This is a genomic window from Sphingobacterium cellulitidis (assembly GCF_043187465.1).
Lineage (GTDB): Bacteria > Bacteroidota > Bacteroidia > Sphingobacteriales > Sphingobacteriaceae > Sphingobacterium > Sphingobacterium cellulitidis.
This window is the reverse complement of record NZ_CP171136.1, coordinates 2916409-2936296: the sequence shown is the minus strand read 5'-3', so window position 1 is coordinate 2936296 and position 19888 is coordinate 2916409. Positions and strand designations below refer to the sequence as shown.

Sequence of the window (19888 nt, the reverse complement as noted above, 5' to 3'; positions counted from 1 at the left end):
GGCAATTGGACTGCCAAACGCTTATCTGCTTTTCCCTACGCCGGTTTTAACCGTATCAGGTTCAAAGGGACTGTCTCAATTCTATAAAGAAGAATACCCCTAAAGCCAATCAAATATACCCTAAACAATCTGCAAAGTCAAATATTCAAGGTCTTGATATCTCAGGAATTCAATAGAATCTTTATCCTCAGAATAGTATCTCTGTCTTTTTGCTTTTCACTTTCACTCAATATCTCCCAAGGAATCAAGGATGGATGTAATTTGAGCTCATCATTCCTGTTTTCACCAAAATCCCAACCATTGATATATCGATGCGCCATCCAACGATTATGCTCGATAATGGCGAGTGTTTCTATTTCCGCAGTACTGAATAAAACCTGTTTAGGATCAGCAACTGGCCAAGCCTTGTTGGTCAATAGAAACTTATAAGGAATATGATCGGCCTGTGCTCTGCTTGCATCCTTGGCATCCTCACTCAAGGTTAACCAGTCTGAAGTGTATTTCTCACTTTCTGAACTTGCCCCTGAAAGCAATTTGCGGTAATCATCATGTATCGCCTGAGCCAGTTTATCCTGCTTTTGACCGGTGATAAATTCCAGGTTGCAGATATCTTCCATCTGCCCAAAAAACTTGATCCTGTCCGTGTCTGATGAATAGTTGATTAACTTTCGTAGTCCCTTTCCTTCCGCATTCAAAACATAGATCGGGAAATTAGCATTTTGCGTTTTTTCCAATAGTTCCAATCCTGCATTTAGGTTGGCCTGATCCTGATCGAATGCCGTAATAAATAGTGTTTGATCGCCTTTATTCATGAGCTCCTCCTGCTCAATCATTTCATTGAAGGTGCCTTCAAACTTATGGAAGCTAACTGGAAAGATTTTATCAGCTTTCGGATATTGTTCACTAAAATAATTTCGGTCTTTACCGGCATTATCAGAGTATATGGAAATCTGCAAATCATTTTCAACAGAGGTGTGAAATATCCTCAATGCCTGAACCAACATCGCCTTTGCAAAATCCCCATAACCTAAAAATACAATCTTATTGATGTCAGCAATGCTTTTCCCAACCTTTTGCATATCCAGTGGAATCTGCGAAAAGAATTGACGAGCCAGCATTTTATGGATATTAAAAAATCTTAGCTGAATCTGATTGTTCTGAAAATGGATTCCCGTGTTTTTGACCAAGTCGATTAATCGAGGATTGCTAATATGTAAAAAACAAAGTAGTTCATTCTGACATTTGGATTTATCATAGATATCCTGAACGGATTCAATGATTTCTATCACCGTTTGTTCATTCTCTAGAAACACAATTAGGGTAGAAGCACGTTTGATTCCTGCCTCAAGAAGAGTGTTCTCATCCTCAGCATTTCCGATGATGACTAGATGACCTTGTTTTTTTACAGCATTGATGTCAGCATGTTCGGTTTCTTTTTCAATCGCAATTCCCTGCTTTTGATAGTCATCCTTTAAACTCTTGAATAGCTGTCTACCTTTTTTTGAGATTCCAATGGAAATCAAATGATTTTTCTTGAATGAAGCCTTCATCAGGTTGAACTGTTCCGAGAATACTTTCTGAATAATTTTATAAGCCCCAAAAAGAAGAATCCCTATAGCACAAATTTTGGCAATAATTAATTCCAAGGGAACATTCTCAGTTTCAAGACCTGAACCCGAAGGATCACCCCCAAATACAATTTTGATTATCCGATAAATACGATCAGGGAGATATCGAAATGAGTTGCTCTCAGGAAAAAATTTAGATAGACCTATCCAAGATATGATAATTAAAAAGCATACAAATGCGATTCCCAATAGGCCTTTTTGTCTTCTTGTCAAATTCATTCTTTTACTTGCTTAATTTCTGTTTTGCTTCTTTTAACAGGCTTTCTACTTCTGATTTTAATTCCTTGTTTTTGATTTTTATCAACTGCTTCTCCGTGATTTCCACGACCCTTTGTCCAATTAAATGGGTGTCTGGATTACTGCTGAAATAATTCGCTACCATGGCTCTTGCCAAGGGATGATAATCATAAGTAACAGCTAATAATCGTAAGTTTGTATCATTCTTGATCGGATAGTTTTTCTTCAAGATATCCGTGATCTTCTCATTGGAACTTGGCGAAACCGTTCTGACCAAGGGGTCGTCAAAATACCAGGTATTAAAGGTATTGCTGCTGTCTGTATAATTTAAGATGGCGCCAGTCTCGTTATTGTACTTCTTGCCATAGAACTTCTCTAAATCGTTGGCTAATTGATCTTTCGACATGCTCACCTGACCTGGAACTTCCCAGATATTGATGGAATTCCCATTCATCAACGATTCTACCGTCATCAATCGCTTATCCCCAGGGATAACATAAATTGCATCAAAACGCTGATTAATAAATGGCATCGTCAGTATATTCCCAGTCGTAGCATCAATTACCTTAGCAGCCAAACGCATTCCTTCGGCATCATCTTGTACGAAGATTTGTTTATCATCATCCGAAAAATGAAAATACTGCGTGTTTTTACTGATTCGAATGGTTTGCCCGAAAGATTTTCCTTCCTCAAGATTCCAAAGTCGCATATGGGTGGCATCCTCAGATACTGCCAGCACATTTCCTTTGTTATTAAAGACCATAAATGGTGAAACGATGGTTTTCATATTCAGGATAGGCTTGAAAGTTTTTGTTTCCAAGACCTCTGCATCTCCAACACTACTAACCTTTAAAAGATATTCCCCTGTAGGACTGAAAGCCCCACTACTTAAGGCTTCTTTACCTTCTTTTAAAGTTTTTTTGGAAGCTATATCCAAAACCTTCCATCCATCAGGATTAACCATAATTACCATCCTGAAGTCTGGACTAACCGTAAATCCTCCAATTTCTTGTTCTTGTGAAAAGTTGATAGTTTGTTTTCCAGTTTCAATATCCCAAGCTGCAAAACTGTTTTTTCCGGTTCGCGCTAAAACCTGGGTTTCATTCTGATTGAAAATATACAACCTAGCCTGTGAATCAAAAGGCTTTCCAACGGCTTTTCCAGTAGCTGCATCAAAAAAGTAGGTCTTCCCACTTTTCCCCTTTACCAAAACCCGCTTTGTTTTATGAAGAACCAAATGAACAGTTGCCTCTTCTGGAATTTGAATAAAGTTCTTTGTTTTTTCGCCTGTATTGAGATTTAATTGCTCGATTGATTTTCCACCCTTATACCTTAACAAGGCGATATCGGTGCTAATTCCGGGCTCTATATGTGCTAAATCACTGGTTTCAAAAAATTGTGCTACCCGCAAGGCATCTCCCTTTTTATTCTCGAGAAAAGTTTGGGAATTGCTATTGACCAAGGACTGGGTCCAATCTGGGGAATTGGCCTCTGAATTTAAGGCATCCTTCTCCATTATTTTTATCATATTACTGAAGAAGAAAACATTCTCTGGTAATTTACTCGTTTTAATCACTGAACCATTGTCAGTGTTCAATTGACTGATTTGGGAATCATTCCCAATATATAAATTACCATTATCTGTAAAACCTGTAAATCTCACCAAGGTCGAGGTTGGCAAGGACCATTGAGTTCCATTTAGCTTGTTGAAATAATTTATGCCTGCCGTATTATGAAAGATAACCTGATTCCCATCCTTACTGAAAACTGCCGTTTTGATCCCCGAGCCTAAATCCTTTTTAAAGATCTGCTTTAGCTCTGGACTGGAAAGGTCATAAATGCTTACTTCTGAAGGGCCTTCAAAAGATTGGCGATCTACCAATAAGGTCTTTGAGGTATTGTCGAAATAAGCAGTGGATGTTCTCAATTCCTGACTTTTGGTAAGATCCTGCTCTTGTTTCGTTTCGGTGTTGAATAAAATCGTTTGTCTGGAGTTTTTATTGAATACAAGGTATTTCGCGTCCGGAGAGACTGCGGTTATTGCAATAAAGGTACTATCCGGATTGGGACGAATTTCTTCCTTCTTATTATTTTCTATATCATACCTGACGATCACACTGTTCAGGGTAGTTACATAAGCTCTGTTGCTGGCATCAAATAGGGGATACCGAATTTGAATGGAGGTGATATCATCTCGTTGGATATGTAATTTTCTATCAATAGCATTCCAAACCTGCAACACATTCATATTATTCCCCGCACTTGCGAACCCTACAAGCCATTTTCCATCTGGTGAAAACCGTGTAAAACCATAATTGACATTCGGCATTCTCGTTAGGTCATCTTGTACCGCAAGCATGGAGTGTGCAAATAGTTCAGCACTTTTATCTCCGCGTCTGGTTGCTTCCGCAATATAGGCTGCACCATCACCATACTCACTTTCTGTAAGTTTATTGATTCCAGAAGCATACAAGGATTTGGCAAGATTACGTAAAGCCGAATTCCTTTGGTTCCAGGCAAAAATACCTGCAATAATTGCCAGGATCCCTAATGCAGCAATAGCCGTAGCAATCCTTTTGATATTCCGGTTCTTTCGCTTTATTTTTTCGAGTTGATAGGCTTGATCCCTTTTGGTTAATTCGCCAAGTGGAACCCCCAAAATACCGGAGATTATTTTAAGAAGTGCTAGGTCCAACCTTTGTTTATACTCATCCACCTGATTCTTGATCTGATGATGGGCTACGCCTTGCTCATGTAAATATCGACGATAACCTTCTGGCGATGTAAAACCCTCATCCTGTGAATGTGGAATCCGAACATCTGCTGCCAATACTTCCTCTGGCTGATCTTTTATGATCTGGCCATTCCCATCCACATTATATCGCAATTCATCGGGAAAACATTGAGCTTCTGTATGGGTGTCGCCGTATTCTGGTTCTCCCTTCAGAATCAAGGCCATGATTTTTTTCGATTTACCGGTTTGCTTGAAATACTTAATCTCATCGCGTACATATATAGAACGCGCTGATTTTGGTGAACTCAGATAAATCAGAAATTCCGAACGGTCTAATGCCGAAGTTAGGGCATTGCTCAGACTTGAACTGGCCGATAATTCCTTCTCATCCTGAAATACAGGATAGATTTGCCTCGGAATTTCTTCCCCGGCTGCATTTTTCTTGCCGATTAAGTCTTCCGGAACCTCATACGTTTCTAATGCATGATGTAGCCAATCCGCCCACTTCCGACCTTCCCCTTGATTATCGCTATGACTATAACTTATAAATGCTTTATATTTCTTGCTTAGGTCTTGTTCTTGATTTTCCATGAATGAGCTATTTGGTAGTATCTGATTTTCAGATGACAAAAACCAATCCTTTTTCTCTGATTTTTGAAAATTTTGAGTAAAAAGCCCAATTATTTAATCTTTTGTCAATATTAATTTCTATTTAGTATACCATAAAATCCCCTTGAATCGATTTATTCATCATATCATGCTCTAAATTATATTCGAAACTTCTGTAAAATATTTGTGGAAGAATTATATAGATCAATTAAACTTTCTACCTTTAAAAACCTTTTTTAAAACATACGATTATAAACAGATAGAACTATTTTTATTTGATCGTATAACATGTATAGAAACAAACAGATGCTCTTTTGGGCTTTGGGCTTATCGCTACTTTTTAGCACTACAGCAACTGCAACAACTTTTGCTGACACATTTACCAACAAACAACACGTACAGATCGATTCTACAGGAGTACAATCTGTTCAGAAACTTAATTCTACAACCGTCCAAATAAAATTCAGTAATAGCGATATTATGTTATTGGATTTTTATGCTGATAATATCTTTAGGCTGTTTCAAGATAATAATTACGGGGTAATCCGAGATCCGCAAGCTAGCCCCGCGGCTCAAATCCTCGTTGATAATCCAAGAAAGAAAATCCACGACTTAAGAATTGATGATAAGGGTAATTCATGGTTTATTTCTACCAAAGAAACTGCCTTTGAAATCAATAAAGAAACCGGTTTATTCAAGATTTATAATATTAAGAATAACCAATTAGTCACCCAATCCCTCGAAGCAATTGATTTTACCAAGAAAAAAGTAAGCCTACAATTGAAAGAAGATTCTACGGAATACTTTTATGGCGGTGGTGTTCAAAACGGTCGATTTTCACATAAAGGAAAATCCATTGCCATTGAAAACACCAATAATTGGACAGATGGTGGGGTTGCTTCACCAACTCCTTTTTACTGGTCTACCAAAGGCTACGGGATGATGTGGTACACCTTCAAAAAAGGTAAATATGATTTTGGAAACTCCGAAAAAGGAAAAGTTAAGCTTTCTCACGAAACGGATTATATGGATTTGTTTTTTATGGTAAGTGACTCGCCTGTAGGAGTTTTGAATGATTTTTATCAATTAACAGGTCATCCGGTTCTACTTCCGAAATTCGGTTTTTATCAAGGTCATCTAAATGCCTATAACCGTGATTATTGGAAGGAAGATCCTAAGGGTATTTTGTTTGAGGACGGAAAAACTTATAAGGAAAGCCAAAAGAATGAAGGTGGAATCAAGGAGTCGTTGAACGGCGAAAAGAATAATTACCAATTTTCTGCAAGAGCCGTAATTGATCGCTATGCCCAACATGATATGCCATTGGGGTGGATATTGCCCAATGATGGTTATGGTGCTGGATATGGTCAGGAGAAAACCTTGGATGGAAATATTCAAAACCTAAAAAATCTTGGCGATTATGCTCGTGATAAAGGAGTAGAAATTGGCTTATGGACCCAATCTGATTTGCATCCAAAGGACAGTATAGAAGCTTTATTGCAGCGTGATATTGTCAAGGAAGTTCGTGATGCCGGAGTCCGCGTGTTAAAAACCGACGTGGCTTGGGTAGGAGCGGGCTACTCTTTCGGATTGAATGGAGTCTCTGATGTTGGGCATATTATGCCTTATTATGGCCATGAAGCACGTCCTTTTATTATCTCATTGGATGGATGGGCAGGAACTCAACGCTACGCTGGTATCTGGTCTGGTGACCAAACCGGTGGGCAATGGGAATATATTCGTTTTCATATCCCTACTTATATCGGCTCAGGACTATCCGGTCAACCGAATATCACCTCCGACATGGATGGAATCTTTGGCGGTAAAAACTTTAAGGTCAATACGCGAGATTTTCAATGGAAAACTTTTACCCCAATGGAACTGAATATGGACGGTTGGGGTTCTAATGAAAAATATCCGCATGCATTAGGTGAACCTTATACCTCCATCAATAGAAATTACCTAAAATGGAAATCGGAACTATTGCCTTATGCCTATAGCATTGCAAAAGAAGCTATAAATGGAAAACCTATGATCCGGGCAATGATGCTGGATTATCCGAATCCATATACCTTAGGCTCTGCAACACAATATCAATATTTATATGGTCCTTCGATTCTTGTCGCTCCAATTTACCAGGAAACCAAAGCTGATACCTTAGGAAATGATATCCGAAACGGAATTTATTTACCTGAAGGTCGTTGGATCGATTACTTCTCGGGAGACCTTTATGAGGGAAATAAGGTTGTCAATAATTTTGATGCCCCAATTTGGAAAACACCTGTATTCATCAAGGCTGGAGCAATCATTCCAAGGGTGAATGCCAATAATAATGTAAAGGAAATCAATAAAAAACATAGAATCTATGAGATTTATCCTGAAGGTAAATCCCATTTTTATGAATATGATGATGACGGCTATACCCAGGCTTATTTGAATAAAGAAGGGGTAAATACTTGCATTGAGGTAGATGCCGAAAAAAATGGAAAAGTAAATATAGCAGTTAACCCTACGGAAGGTGTCTTTGAAGGGTTTGAAAAAGATAAGGTTACTGAATTTTGGATTAACCTGACCAAAAAACCAAAGAAAATCAACCTTACGGTAGGAAAGAAGAAGGTTAAATTAAGTGAAGCTCATTCTAAAGCTGATTTCGAAAAAACGGAGAATGTTTTCTACTATAATGAAAGCCCCAATTTGAATGAATTTTCAACGAAAGGTTCTGCTTTTGAACAGACCGTGATTGCAAAGAATCCACAATTGATGATTAAGGTTGCTGAAACTGATGTCGTTCAGAATGCAATCAAATTAACTATTGAAGGTTTTGAATATGCTCCGGTCAATAGATTTAGAAAATCTTCAGGAACTTTGACAGCACCAAATACTGTAACGGTATCTGATGAAAAAACAAAAGCCTATACCTTGGAACCTACATGGGACAAAGTCAATAATGCTGATTATTATGAAATTGAATTTGATGGACTAAATTATAGCTACATCAAAGATAATAGCTTGTTGTTTGAGGGTCTTAAACCTGAAACAGCTTATAATTTCAAAATCCGCGCGGTCAATAAGGATGGAGTATCAGATTGGAAAGAATTCGGACAAACCACAAAATCAAATCCATTGCAATTTGCAATTACTGGTCTAACTGCCGAAACAACAGTTCCTAATCAAGGTTCTGAAGGAGTTAAGAATTTAGTGGATTTTGATGAAGGAAACATGTGGCATACCAAATGGGGCCAGAAAGCGGTGCCATTTGATTTAATTGTCGACTTGAATAGTTTTAACCAACTTGATAAGTTCCAATATCTACCTAGATCTGGTCGTGGAAATGGAATCTTGCTGGAAGGTAAGATTGAAATCAGTAACGATAAACAAAATTGGACTGAAATCGCTGATTTCAATTGGGAAAACAATGATAGCATGAAGGAATTCACGTTCAAAGAACAACCTAAAGCTAGATATGTGAAATTAAAAGTGACAAAAGCAGTTGGTGATTTCGGATGCGGACGGGAATTGTATGTGTTTAAAGTGCCAGGAACAGATAGTTACCGACCAGGAGACATTAATAATGACCGATTGATTGATATCAATGACCTGACTTCCTATACTAATTACACCGGCTTAAGACTTGGTGATGCTGATTTTGAAGGTTATGTAAGTAATGGGGATATCAATAAAAATGGTTTGATTGATGCTTATGATATCTCAACGGTTGCTACCAAATTGGAAGGTGGAGTAGAGGTCAATGAGGATGAGAAACTTTCCGGTGCGCTCAAACTTGCAGCATCCAAAACTTCATTCGCGAAGGATGACATTATCGAAGTAAGTGTTAAAGCTGCTGACCTGAAAGATGTAAATGCATTTTCTTTTGCATTACCATATAGCCCGCAAGATTTTGAATATGTTGGTATTGAAAACCATTTGGCAAAACAAATGAATAATATGACCAACGATAGGTTACATAGTAATGGTCAAAAAGCATTATATCCTACATTCGTCAATATAGGTGATCAGGAAGTAATCAACTCTAAAGATGGGGTATTATTAACGATCAAATTTAAAGCTAAACGTGCTGGTACCTTTAATCTGAAAGCAAAAGATGGAATCTTGGTAAGTAAGGGTATGAAGGTTCTTAATTTTTAGAAATAAATAATCAACCCAATCGATCCGCTTATTTCAGGTGGATAACAAAAAAAGACCAGATTAATCTGGTCTTTTTGGTTGTTGTATTGTATTTATTATTTATGCAAGAACGAATTGTAAGTCTGCTTGGAATTTTACGTCTTCGCTTACCATAACACCACCTGTTTCTAGGGCAGCATTCCAAGTAAGTCCGAAGTCATTACGATTGATTTTACCTTTTACAGTATAACCAGCTTTTTGATTTCCCCAAGGATCTTTTCCGATTCCACCGAATTCTACATCGAAAGTAACGGGTTTAGTCACTTCTTTAATCGTCAAGTTTCCTGTTAATTTGAATTCTTCATCATCAATTTTCTCAATACCTGTAGATACGAATTTGATGTCTGGGAATTGTGATACTGCAAAGAAATCTTCACTTTTTAAGTGTTGATCGCGTTGGCTGTTTTTTGTGTTGATGGAATCTGCTTTGATTTCTACAGATACATGCTTTGCAGCATCTAATACATCTTCACTATTCTCAACGCTTACATTGAAGTTTTCAAAATGACCTTTTACTGTGGAGATCATCATGTGTTTTACTTTAAATTCGATTTCGCTATGTGCGCTATCTAAGTTCCAATTTGCCATAATTTTATTCTCTTTATTTTCTCTATTTGTTTTTGTACTACAAAGATGAGGTCATTTTTGTTCTTGCACATTGATGTATGTTAAGAAATGAAATGTTTATTAAAAAAATAAGAATTTACCCTTCTTCAACCACCTATTATAGTATTGGACGGCTTTTGGACCTGGCAGAAGAAAATAATTAATCCATGTCTGCATATAATTAAGACTTTTAAAAAGATTCCCGATAAAAATTAAACTATTGATAATGAATTAGTGACGAAATTATGACGGTTAAAATCTGTTAAAGCTATTTGATTTTTTCATGCGCATAGTATATTTGCCATCAAATGAAAGCGATTATCACATTTGTACTATTTTTCTTCTTCTTGATGATAAGGAGTGGCAATAGTCACGAGGTAATCAATTATTCTGATAGACCCACTATCAGTTTTATGGAACATCAAATGGGATTGCTTGAAAAACAATCTCATCCCACACAAAAATTAGTATTAACACAAACAAATGCGAGTGGCCTTGTAGGACATGCTGAACACATCCTGCTGGAACAAGAATCTGAAGACTTCCAATTATGGAAAGATTATCAGCTTCAGATGGCCTTCTTTTCTTGTTTGATTGCATTTACATTTTTACTGTTCTTTCCGAATAGATCGCAAAATAAAACCCCGGATTTTATCATAGATAATAATCCAAACCCAATCTTTATTTCACTTCGCACTTTAAGAATTTAATACCCAAGTTCCTTCAATGGTCATTGGCAAGAAATTGCTGTTGAATGGATAGGTATTTATAAAGATCTAATTTTCTTAAGCACACTAACAATCTTCGTTGACTATTGAATGTCCTTATCCCTCATTTGGGTTAACACCCATTTTACATTCAAAAACTTTATTAAACATTAACACAAAATGAAGAGAGTTGTTATGCTCATGAGTTCACTAGCTATGCTATGCCTAGTGTCCTGCAATCAAAAAAAAGAAGAAAAAGAGGAAGATGTAAAATTTACTGCAACCTCCCCAGCGGAAATTGACACCAGCTTTAACAAGGAATATGTGTCCCAGATTAAATCCGTTCGGAATATCGAACTAAGAGCATTGGAAAAAGGTTACCTCGAACAGATTCTTGTAGATGAAGGGCAAACAGTTCGAAAAGGTCAATTGCTTTTCCGTATTAAACCAACCATGTACCAAGCAGAACTGAACAAACAAATGGCTGAGGTGGATGTCGCTCAAATTGAAGTTCAGAATACCCAGAACCTGTCTGATAAAAATATCGTTTCTCCAAATGAGTTGGCAATGGCGAAAGCCAAGTTGGAACGCGCTAAAGCGGAAGCTGCCATTGCGCGATTACACTTGAATTTTACCGAAATTCGCGCTCCTTTCGATGGTACAATAGATAGAATTCCCCTAAAGTTAGGCAGTCTTGTGGATGAAGGTGAGTTGCTGACCTCTCTATCAGACAACTCCCAGATGTTTGCCTATTTCAATGTGTCGGAACCTGAATACCTTGATTATCAGCGTAATGTTGCTAATCGCGCTGATAACCATGTTTCGCTATTATTGGCAAACAATGAGGAATTGGAACATAAAGGAATTGTCGAAACGATCGAAGGGGAATTTGATTTAGAAACCGGAAACATTGCATTCCGTGCAAGATTTCCGAATCCTAATAAATTATTGAGGAATGGTGAAACCGGAAAGGTTTTAATGACTGTTCCTATGAAACATGCATTATTAATTCCACAAAAAGCAACTTATGAAGTTCAGGACAAGAAATATGTTTTCCTAATCCAGAATGATGGTAAAGTAATTTCTCAACCGATCAAAGTGGGGGCCTCCCTCCCAGATTTATATGTTGTAAGCAGCGGTATCAGTCCTAATGATAAGATCTTGTTGGAGGGCTTGCAGAAAGTTAGGGAAGGTGAAAAGATCAAGTATCAATTCGTTGAACCGAAGGATGCCATATCAAACTTGAAGATCAGAACAGAATAAGTTTTAAGGAATAAATAGAATAATCATGTTTAATAGATTTATTAATAGGCCAGTCCTATCTATTGTCATATCCCTTATCATGGTATTCTTGGGGGTATTGGCAATGACCCAATTACCAGTAACACAATTTCCTTCTATTTCACCACCCAAGGTGAATGTCACTGCGGAATATCCCGGTGCAAATGGGGAATTGATGGTCAAAGCCGTTGTAATTCCATTAGAAAGGGCAATCAATGGGGTTCCCGGAATGAAATATATGGCATCTGATGCCGGTAATGACGGTGAAGCAAGTATTCAAATCGTATTTGATTTAGGGACCGACCCTAACCAAGCCTCTGTCAATGTGCAGAATAGGGTAGCATCAGTTGTCAATAAGCTTCCACCCTTAGTGGTGCGCGAAGGAGTAAAGATTACCCGTGAAGAATCCAATATGTTGATGTATATAAATATGTATAGCGATGAGAAGGATCTGGATGGGAACTTTATGTTCAATTTTGCAGATATCAATGTGGTTTCCGAGTTAAGACGTGTTCCGGGTGTCGGTGTAGCGAATATACTGGGGAACCGCGAATATGCAATGCGTATCTGGTTGAAACCGGATCGAATGACTGCATATAAGATTTCTTCTGAGGAGGTAATGAAAGCCCTGGAAGAACAAAGTTTGGAAGCTTCGCCAGGCCGAGCAGGAGAGTCCTCTGGGATTAAATCTCAATCCTTCGAATATATCTTGAAATATTCCGGACGATTTACTACCGAAGAAGAGTATGGAAATATTATCCTAAAGGTGAGTCCTAATGGTGAAATCTTGAGATTGAAGGATGTTGCTGATATCCATTTCGGATCGGCAATGTATGATATCTATTCAACCTTGAATGGGAGACCCTCTGCAGCTATTGTCCTTAAGCAATCTTATGGCAGTAATGCTTCCCAGGTTATCAAGGATGTAAAAGCTAAAATGGAAGAATTGCAACAATCCTTCCCTAAAGGTTTACACTATGAGATCAGTTATGACGTATCCAAATTCTTGGATGCTTCTATGGAAAAAGTCTTGCATACTTTGGTCGAAGCCTTCGTTTTAGTAGCCTTAGTCGTCTTTTTATTCCTTGGCGATTTACGGTCAACCTTAATTCCGACGATTGCTGTCCCGGTATCTTTAGTAGGGGCATTCTTGTTTATGCAATTCTTTGGAATTACCATCAACCTGATCACCCTCTTTGCTTTGGTGCTAGCGATTGGGGTGGTGGTTGATGATGCCATTGTGGTGATTGAAGCAGTCCATAAAAAAATGGAAGAAGACCATATCTCGGCATACAAGGCAACGAAGCGGGCAATGAAAGAAATCGCTGGGGCAATTGTGGCGATTACCTTTTTGATGGCCGCGGTATTTATTCCAGTTGCCTTTATGTCGGGTCCGGTAGGAATCTTCTATAGACAGTTCTCCATTACCATGGCGACATCCATTATCTTATCAGGAATTGTGGCTTTGACCTTGACACCCGCATTATGTGCCATATTATTAAAAAACAACCATGGTAAACCCAGAAAGAAATCAATCGTTGATAAATTCTTGGACTCCTTTAACCGTGGCTTTGATAAAATGCAAGGACGATACGTTGGTCTTTTGCGCAAAATGGTTAATAAACGTGCTTTGACCTTTATTATCCTGATTGGATTTTGTATAGGGGCTTATTTTCTAAATAATAGTGTGCCGGCAGGTTTTATTCCAAATGAAGATCAAGGGATGATTTACGCTATCATTCAGACTCCTCCAGGATCTACTTTGGAAAGAACCAACAAAGCCGCATTGGATTTACAAAAAGAAGCCGAAGATATCGATGGCGTAGCTTCTGTTTCTTCCTTAGCAGGTTATGAGATTTTGAATGAAGGAACGGCCGCGAATACTGGTACATTACTGATTAACCTGAAAGGCTGGGAAGAAAGAAAAGAATCCGCTCGGGAAATTATTGAGCAGTTGGAAAAAAGTGCCGAGAATATTCCAGGTGCATCCATTGAGTTTTTCCAACCTCCAGCTGTTCCTGGTTATGGTGCCGCAGGTGGATTTGAACTGCGCTTATTGGATAAAACCGGAAATAATGATTTCCAAAAAATGGAACAGGTCAGCAAGGATTTTGTGAAGGAATTGAACAAAAGACCTGAGCTATCCTCCGTATTTACCTTTTTTAGTGCAAGCTTCCCTCAATATCTCCTGAAAATAGATAATGATATTGCCCAACAAAAAGGTGTGTCAATTGATAATGCGATGAGCACCTTGTCAACTCTGGTGGGTTCCAACTATGAAACCAACTTTATCAAGTTTGATAGACAGTATAAGGTGATGGTTCAAGCATTACCACAATATCGCGCTTTGCCGGAAGATATTTTGAAGTTATATGCCAAAAATGATAAGGGGGAGATGGTTCCATTTTCTGAATTTATGCACATGGAAAAGGTTTATGGTTTATCGGAAATCACACGTCATAATATGTATTTGGCTTCTGAAATCTCGGGTTCTTCTGCTGCAGGCTTTAGCTCCGGTGAAGCAATCAAAGTGGTCAATGAGGTCGCTCTGAAAACCCTTCCTCGGGGATATGCTATCGACTGGGCCGGTATTTCCAAAGACGAGGTCGCTCGTGGTAATCAAGCCGTATACATATTCCTGATCTGTTTAGGCTTTGTTTATCTGATTCTTGCTGCGCAGTATGAAAGCTTTATCCTTCCTTTCGCTGTCATATTATCATTGCCTGTGGGTATTTTTGGAGCATTTTTCTTACTGAAATTAATGCATCTGGAAAATAACATCTATGCACAGGTGGCCTTAGTGATGCTGATTGGTTTACTTGGCAAAAATGCTGTCTTGATCGTTGAGTTTGCTGTCCAGAAACATCAGGAAGGCCTAAGTATTTTTGAAGCAGCAATGGAAGGTGCGAAAGTCAGGTTCCGACCAATCCTAATGACATCATTTGCATTTATTGCAGGATTGATACCATTGGTTTTGGCAACAGGACCCGGCGCTATTGGGAACCGAACGATTGGTACCGCGGCGGCAGGAGGGATGCTGTTCGGTACCATCTTCGGTGTCCTTATTATCCCTGGTTTGTACTTTGTTTTTGGTACAATCGCCTCAAAAAGAAAATTAATCAAACATGAAGATGAAAACCCATTATCTGAAGAAATCGATGGATACTAGAAAAAATACAGGCTTCATTTGGGGGCTAATCTCCTTGATTACACTTTCTATAGCAGGATGTAAAGTGCCTCAAGCAACCCAGAAAAAGGAAAATAAAATCCTGCCAACAGCATTCACAGATTCATTAGCTGGTCAGGATAGCAGCAATTCAGGAAATGTGAAATGGCGAGAGTTTTTTACTGATCCCAATCTGATCTCCCTGATTGATACGGCTCTTAAAAATAATCAAGAACTTAATATCACCTTGCAGGAATTGGAGATCGCTAAGAATGATATCATGCTCAGAAAAGGGGCCTTGAAACCCATTGTAGGGCTGGGCGCCTCCGGTGGAATTGAAAAGGTAGGTAGATATACTTCGCAAGGTGCTGGCGATGCATCCACTGAAATTACACCTGGCCATGAAATGCCAGATCCACTTGGAGATTTGAACCTCTCCGTATTTGCACATTGGGAAGTCGATATCTGGAAAAAATTGAAGGACTCTGAACAGGCTGCGGTCAATAGGTACCTTGCAACCGTAGAGGGTAAAAACTTCGTTCTGAGTAGTTTGATTGCTGAGGTCGCAAACTCATATTATGAGTTATTGGCACTGGATAATCAACTGGCAATTATTCGTCAGAATATCCAATTACAGGAAAAGGCGCTAGAAGTCGTAAAAATTCAAAAGGAAGCAACCCGAGTTACGGAACTTGCGGTAAAGAAATTCGAAGCTGAGGTTGCAAAAACCAAAGGAATGGAATTTTCTACTTTACAACAAATCAAGGAAACAGAAAACAGAATCAATTTCTTGTTAGGTAGATATCCTCAAACTATTGCTAGAAATCAGGCTAACTTTATTGATTTGGTGCCGGCAACCGTAAAAACAGGAATTCCTAGCCAACTGCTTAACAATCGCCCCGATATTTTGCAAGCAGAACATGAGCTGGCTGCCGCAAAATTGGATGTGCAAGTGGCAAGGAAGGAATTTTATCCATCATTGGATATTTCTGCTGCCTTTGGATTACAGGCTTTTAAACCTTCTTACCTGTTTAGATTGCCAGAATCTCTATTGTATAACTTAGCTGGTGATTTAACAGCTCCTCTTTTGAATAAGGCTGCCATCAAAGCGGAGTTTAATTCCGCAAATTCAAGACAGATTCAAGCCATCTATAACTATGAAAGAACCCTGTTGAACGCTTTTACAGAAGTATCTACACAATTATCAAATATTGATAACCTCGAAAAAGGTTATACCTATAAAAATCAAGAAGTAGATGCCCTAAATAAATCCATTGATGTTTCCAATGAATTATTTAAATCTGCACGCGCTGATTATCTTGAAGTTTTAATGACGCAAAGAGATGTTCTGGATGCAAAATTGGAATTAATAGAAACGAAAAAACAACAACTCAATGCAGTTGTTAATGTATATAAAGCATTAGGAGGGGGTTGGAAATAACCTCGTTCCTGATATAATTAGGGTTAGTTTTTCTGGGGAGCGATTCATTCGCTCCCCTTTTGTGTAGTTTCTGTAAATTTTATCAAGGTCTTTGGATAGAATAAATATCTTTGGCGATTGTTTATTTAAATACCAAACAAATTATTATGGTTAAGATTACAAGTTTCTGCTTTTTTCTATTAGGGCTAATTTTGTTTAGCTCAAATGTTTCTGCCCAAACGAATCGTTTTTCTGTCGGAACCCATCTCGAATGGTCAATGGAAGCACCTTCTTATTCTAAATTGTATTCTGTAAATGGAAAGTACGATCTCTCAGATCGGCAGGCAGTGCAAGCTCAATTTGGTCTGGGAACTTATGATATTATTTATTTCGGAGCAGATTACTTGTACAATGTATTTTTATTCAATAAAAAACCAAGTGTATTTCTAGGTGTAGGATTAGGCTATGAGGCTATCCGCGGTACCAAAGCAAATGATATTATTATTAATGCCCAGGTTGGATTGGAATATGAAATTCATAAGTTTTCTCCTTTTGTAGGTTATAAGCCTAAATATTATTTTGAGGCCGAAGGGATCGACCCAAGTACCATAATGATTGGAGTTCGATATCGATTATAAAAAAAAGATCCTGTTCAAGTGAACAGGATCTTTTTTTTATAAAGTTGAAGACTTTCTCGGAATTAATTTTGTTTTTAATTCGATGGTCTCAAATTCTTCGACCGGATATTTTGATTGTACCAATTCAATTAATTTGCTAAATGCCACTAAACCAATTTCTTCGGTCGGTTGTACAACCGTTGATAGGGAAGGGTTCAGTGAATTTGGAATTCGAATATTAGAAAATCCGATTACAGAGATCTCCTCAGGGACTTTGATATCCATGCCAGCAAGTACGCCAAGTGTCAAAGTCGTAATATCATCGGTCGCACCAAAAATAGCATTGACCATATTCCCCGTCTTTTTGAGGTAATTCAACTTACAGATGATGGAATCCTCAATCTCATCATGCTTGCTATAATCACATTCCAAATATAAATTAGGATCAAAATCCAAACCATGATCCTTTAGACATTTTTTGAATCCCAATAATCGATCTTCCGCAACGCCAATATTTTTTCCTGTGATATGCAGAATATTCTTACGTCCGGAATTTAATAAATGCTCTGTTGCCTCATAAGCACTGACCTGATTTTCTACTCCAACCTTATGCGTTTGAAGATCATGGTTCACTCGATCAAACAATACAACTGGAATCCCTGAATCCTGAAGATCCTTTAATTGCTGATAGTTGGAATTAAATGCTACAGGAGAAATCAATAAACCATCAATACCGCGCATGCTTAAAACCTCTATGGCATGCTTTTCCAATTGAATACTATCACGACTCTGCATGATGATAATATCATATTTCTCATCTTGAGACCCTTTATGTATGCCTTCCAATATCTGAGAAATAAAGGTATTACTGATATTAAAAACAATTACACCAATGGTATTTGTCTTCCCCGTTTTTAAGGTTCTTGCAACTTTATTTGGAACATAGTTATGCTTTTCAGCATATTCCTTAACTATTTTCTTGGTGGATTCGCTAATCTCGTAACTATCTGATAATGATTTTGAAACAGTGGAAATGGATAACTTTAAATCGCTTGCAATGTCCTTTAATGTCTTACGTTCAATCATAATTTATTTAATCTGCTAAAGCTTTGCCTTTAGCATTTACTCAATTTTTTAAATAAACGTAAATTTATTGAAATTGCCAATATAATGATGGTGATTACCCGATAATCACGATTTAATTTTAATGAAATGGGTGTTTTTCCTTGAATACTTACCAGGCATATCCTAGACCTACACCAAACCACAAAGGCTTAAATCCATCAACAGTATTGAATATAGGATTGTAGGTCACTTGAAAGGCAAAGCCTTTTTCTATAGGTCTGAACCTATAGCCGATTTCCAGGGATGGCATGATGGTATTAACTTTTTTCTTAACATCAATAGGAGATGCGGCAAAAACAGTATTGACACCTAATAAAAGCCCACTTCTATCCTTACCAATAATATAGTTGATTCCAAGTGGTATGGTTAATATTTGTTCATCAAGGTATATTCCTGAACTTCCAATCCCAGCCTTAAATCCTAGACCATCTCGTGAGTCTGCTCTAAATCGCATATCAAAGTTCGCATTGACTAATGCTCCTGATCCTAAGCCCTCCAAAAAGACAAATTTCTGTCGCTGAGAATAAGATTTTGAAGTCATGGTGAATAATAATAAAAGAATAATAGGAACAATTTTGAATGATGAAATCATAGACAGAGGGGTATGAAATAAGTTTGTAGTAATTGAAATAATAAAATTCTTGGCCAAATATATTAAGAAAAAAAATATCTACAATAGAAATTTCACTTTTGTGTTTAAGAAAATTAATTAATCTATTATGCTTGTTTGAAAACTCTTTGATGCGTTTGTTTAAAATAATGAAAATTGGAATAGTTTATGTAGAATTTTGATTTTCTAAAGGATTAAAGGGTTTAAAAATGTTTTATGCAAAAAATTAATGTAATTATTACCGGAGCCACCGGAATGGTAGGCGAGGGGGTATTACAAGAGTGTTTAAAAAATGATGCTGTCGAAAAAGTATTGATTATTAATCGAAAAAGATATGATCTGCAACATCCTAAATTAAAACAAGTGGTCGTTCCTGATATTCTTCAAATTGATGAATTAGGTGACGAACTCTTGGAGTATAATGCTTGTTATTTTTGTGCTGGTGTGTCATCGATCGGAATGAATGAACAGGACTATACTAAACTTACCTATGAATTGACCCTAAATTTTGCGAATAAACTGCTTAACAAAAATGCAGATATGACCTTCTGCTATGTTTCTGGAAGTGGAACCGATAGTTCTGAAATTGGAAAAACCATGTGGGCCAGGGTTAAGGGTAAAACGGAAAATGATCTCTTAAAGTTACCTTTTAAGGCAGTCTATAATTTTCGACCTGCATTTATGAGACCAAGCCCTGGAGCTAAAAATGTAAAAGGTGTTTTGAAATTTATTGCTGCTTTATATCCAATCCTTAGACCTTTTAATAAATCCTATTTTTTAACCCTCGAAGAAGTCGGTAAGGCGATGATTGTTGTAACTTTGAATGGTTACAATAAAAATATTTTGGAAGTTCAAGATATCTCTTTTTTAGGGTCCAAATAATAGCTCTTTTTAAGAATTTTATTACATTATTTAGGCTTTTTCCTAGCCTAAATTAGAACCTTTATTTCGATTAATTTCTAC

The 19888-nt window shown here is 37.6% G+C and carries 12 protein-coding genes and 1 riboswitch; of the genes, 7 read left to right on the top strand and 5 right to left on the bottom strand.

Going from position 1 to position 19888, the window contains the following annotated elements; genetic code table 11:
• Nucleotides 1-15: 15 nt before the first annotated feature.
• Nucleotides 16-111: riboswitch (TPP riboswitch) on the bottom strand.
• Between the two features lie 50 nt (nt 112-161).
• Nucleotides 162-1847 (bottom strand): NAD-binding protein, encoded by a 1686-nt coding sequence (locus ACF3OC_RS12975; RefSeq protein WP_392469367.1) that lies wholly within the window; start codon nt 1845-1847, stop codon nt 162-164.
• A 4-nt stretch (nt 1848-1851) separates the two neighbouring features.
• A complete protein-coding gene (locus ACF3OC_RS12970; RefSeq protein WP_392469366.1) occupies nt 1852-5190 on the bottom strand; it encodes a toll/interleukin-1 receptor domain-containing protein in 3339 nt (1112 codons plus the stop codon).
• A gap of 306 nt (nt 5191-5496) precedes the next feature.
• On the opposite strand from ACF3OC_RS12970, the gene ACF3OC_RS12965 reads away from it, so the two are divergent.
• Nucleotides 5497-9354, top strand: coding sequence for a TIM-barrel domain-containing protein (locus ACF3OC_RS12965; RefSeq protein ID WP_392469365.1), 3858 nt, complete (start codon nt 5497-5499; stop codon nt 9352-9354).
• A gap of 99 nt (nt 9355-9453) precedes the next feature.
• Here ACF3OC_RS12965 and ACF3OC_RS12960 read toward each other — a convergent pair whose 3' ends face one another.
• On the bottom strand, nt 9454-9981 hold the full coding sequence (locus tag ACF3OC_RS12960) for a YceI family protein (RefSeq protein WP_094255835.1): 528 nt from the start codon (nt 9979-9981) through the stop codon (nt 9454-9456).
• A 326-nt stretch (nt 9982-10307) separates the two neighbouring features.
• Here ACF3OC_RS12960 and ACF3OC_RS12955 point away from each other — a divergent pair, with 326 nt between their 5' ends.
• The 5 genes from ACF3OC_RS12955 to ACF3OC_RS12935 all read left to right on the top strand — a co-directional run bounded on the left by ACF3OC_RS12955 (nt 10308) and on the right by ACF3OC_RS12935 (nt 17211).
• Nucleotides 10308-10709, top strand: a complete 402-nt coding sequence (locus ACF3OC_RS12955; RefSeq protein WP_392469364.1) for a hypothetical protein — start codon at nt 10308-10310, stop codon at nt 10707-10709.
• A gap of 177 nt (nt 10710-10886) precedes the next feature.
• Nucleotides 10887-11969, top strand: a complete 1083-nt coding sequence (locus ACF3OC_RS12950; RefSeq protein WP_392469363.1) for an efflux RND transporter periplasmic adaptor subunit — start codon at nt 10887-10889, stop codon at nt 11967-11969.
• 25 nt (nt 11970-11994) lie between these two features.
• Nucleotides 11995-15156, top strand: coding sequence for an efflux RND transporter permease subunit (locus ACF3OC_RS12945; RefSeq protein WP_392469362.1), 3162 nt, complete (start codon nt 11995-11997; stop codon nt 15154-15156).
• The gene (locus tag ACF3OC_RS12940; RefSeq protein WP_392469361.1) at nt 15113-16594 is read left to right on the top strand and encodes a TolC family protein; all 1482 of its coding nucleotides are present in this window, start codon (nt 15113-15115) and stop codon (nt 16592-16594) included. The genes ACF3OC_RS12945 and ACF3OC_RS12940 overlap by 44 nt, the downstream gene beginning before the upstream one ends.
• Before the next feature lie 191 nt (nt 16595-16785).
• Entirely contained in the window at nt 16786-17211 is a 426-nt protein-coding gene (locus ACF3OC_RS12935; RefSeq protein WP_392469360.1) for a hypothetical protein, read from the top strand.
• Between the two features lie 36 nt (nt 17212-17247).
• On the opposite strand, the gene ACF3OC_RS12930 is transcribed toward ACF3OC_RS12935, so the two are convergent.
• Together ACF3OC_RS12930 and ACF3OC_RS12925 are read right to left on the bottom strand one after the other, a co-directional pair.
• Nucleotides 17248-18276, bottom strand: a complete 1029-nt coding sequence (locus ACF3OC_RS12930; RefSeq protein ID WP_094255830.1) for a LacI family DNA-binding transcriptional regulator — start codon at nt 18274-18276, stop codon at nt 17248-17250.
• A gap of 148 nt (nt 18277-18424) precedes the next feature.
• Nucleotides 18425-18907 carry a hypothetical protein gene (locus ACF3OC_RS12925; RefSeq protein WP_392469359.1) on the bottom strand — a complete coding sequence of 161 codons (483 nt, stop codon included), beginning with the start codon at nt 18905-18907 and terminating at the stop codon, nt 18425-18427.
• A gap of 234 nt (nt 18908-19141) precedes the next feature.
• Here ACF3OC_RS12925 and ACF3OC_RS12920 point away from each other — a divergent pair, with 234 nt between their 5' ends.
• A complete protein-coding gene (locus ACF3OC_RS12920; protein WP_392469358.1) occupies nt 19142-19807 on the top strand; it encodes an NAD-dependent epimerase/dehydratase family protein in 666 nt (221 codons plus the stop codon).
• The last annotated feature ends 81 nt before the right edge of the window (nt 19808-19888 follow it).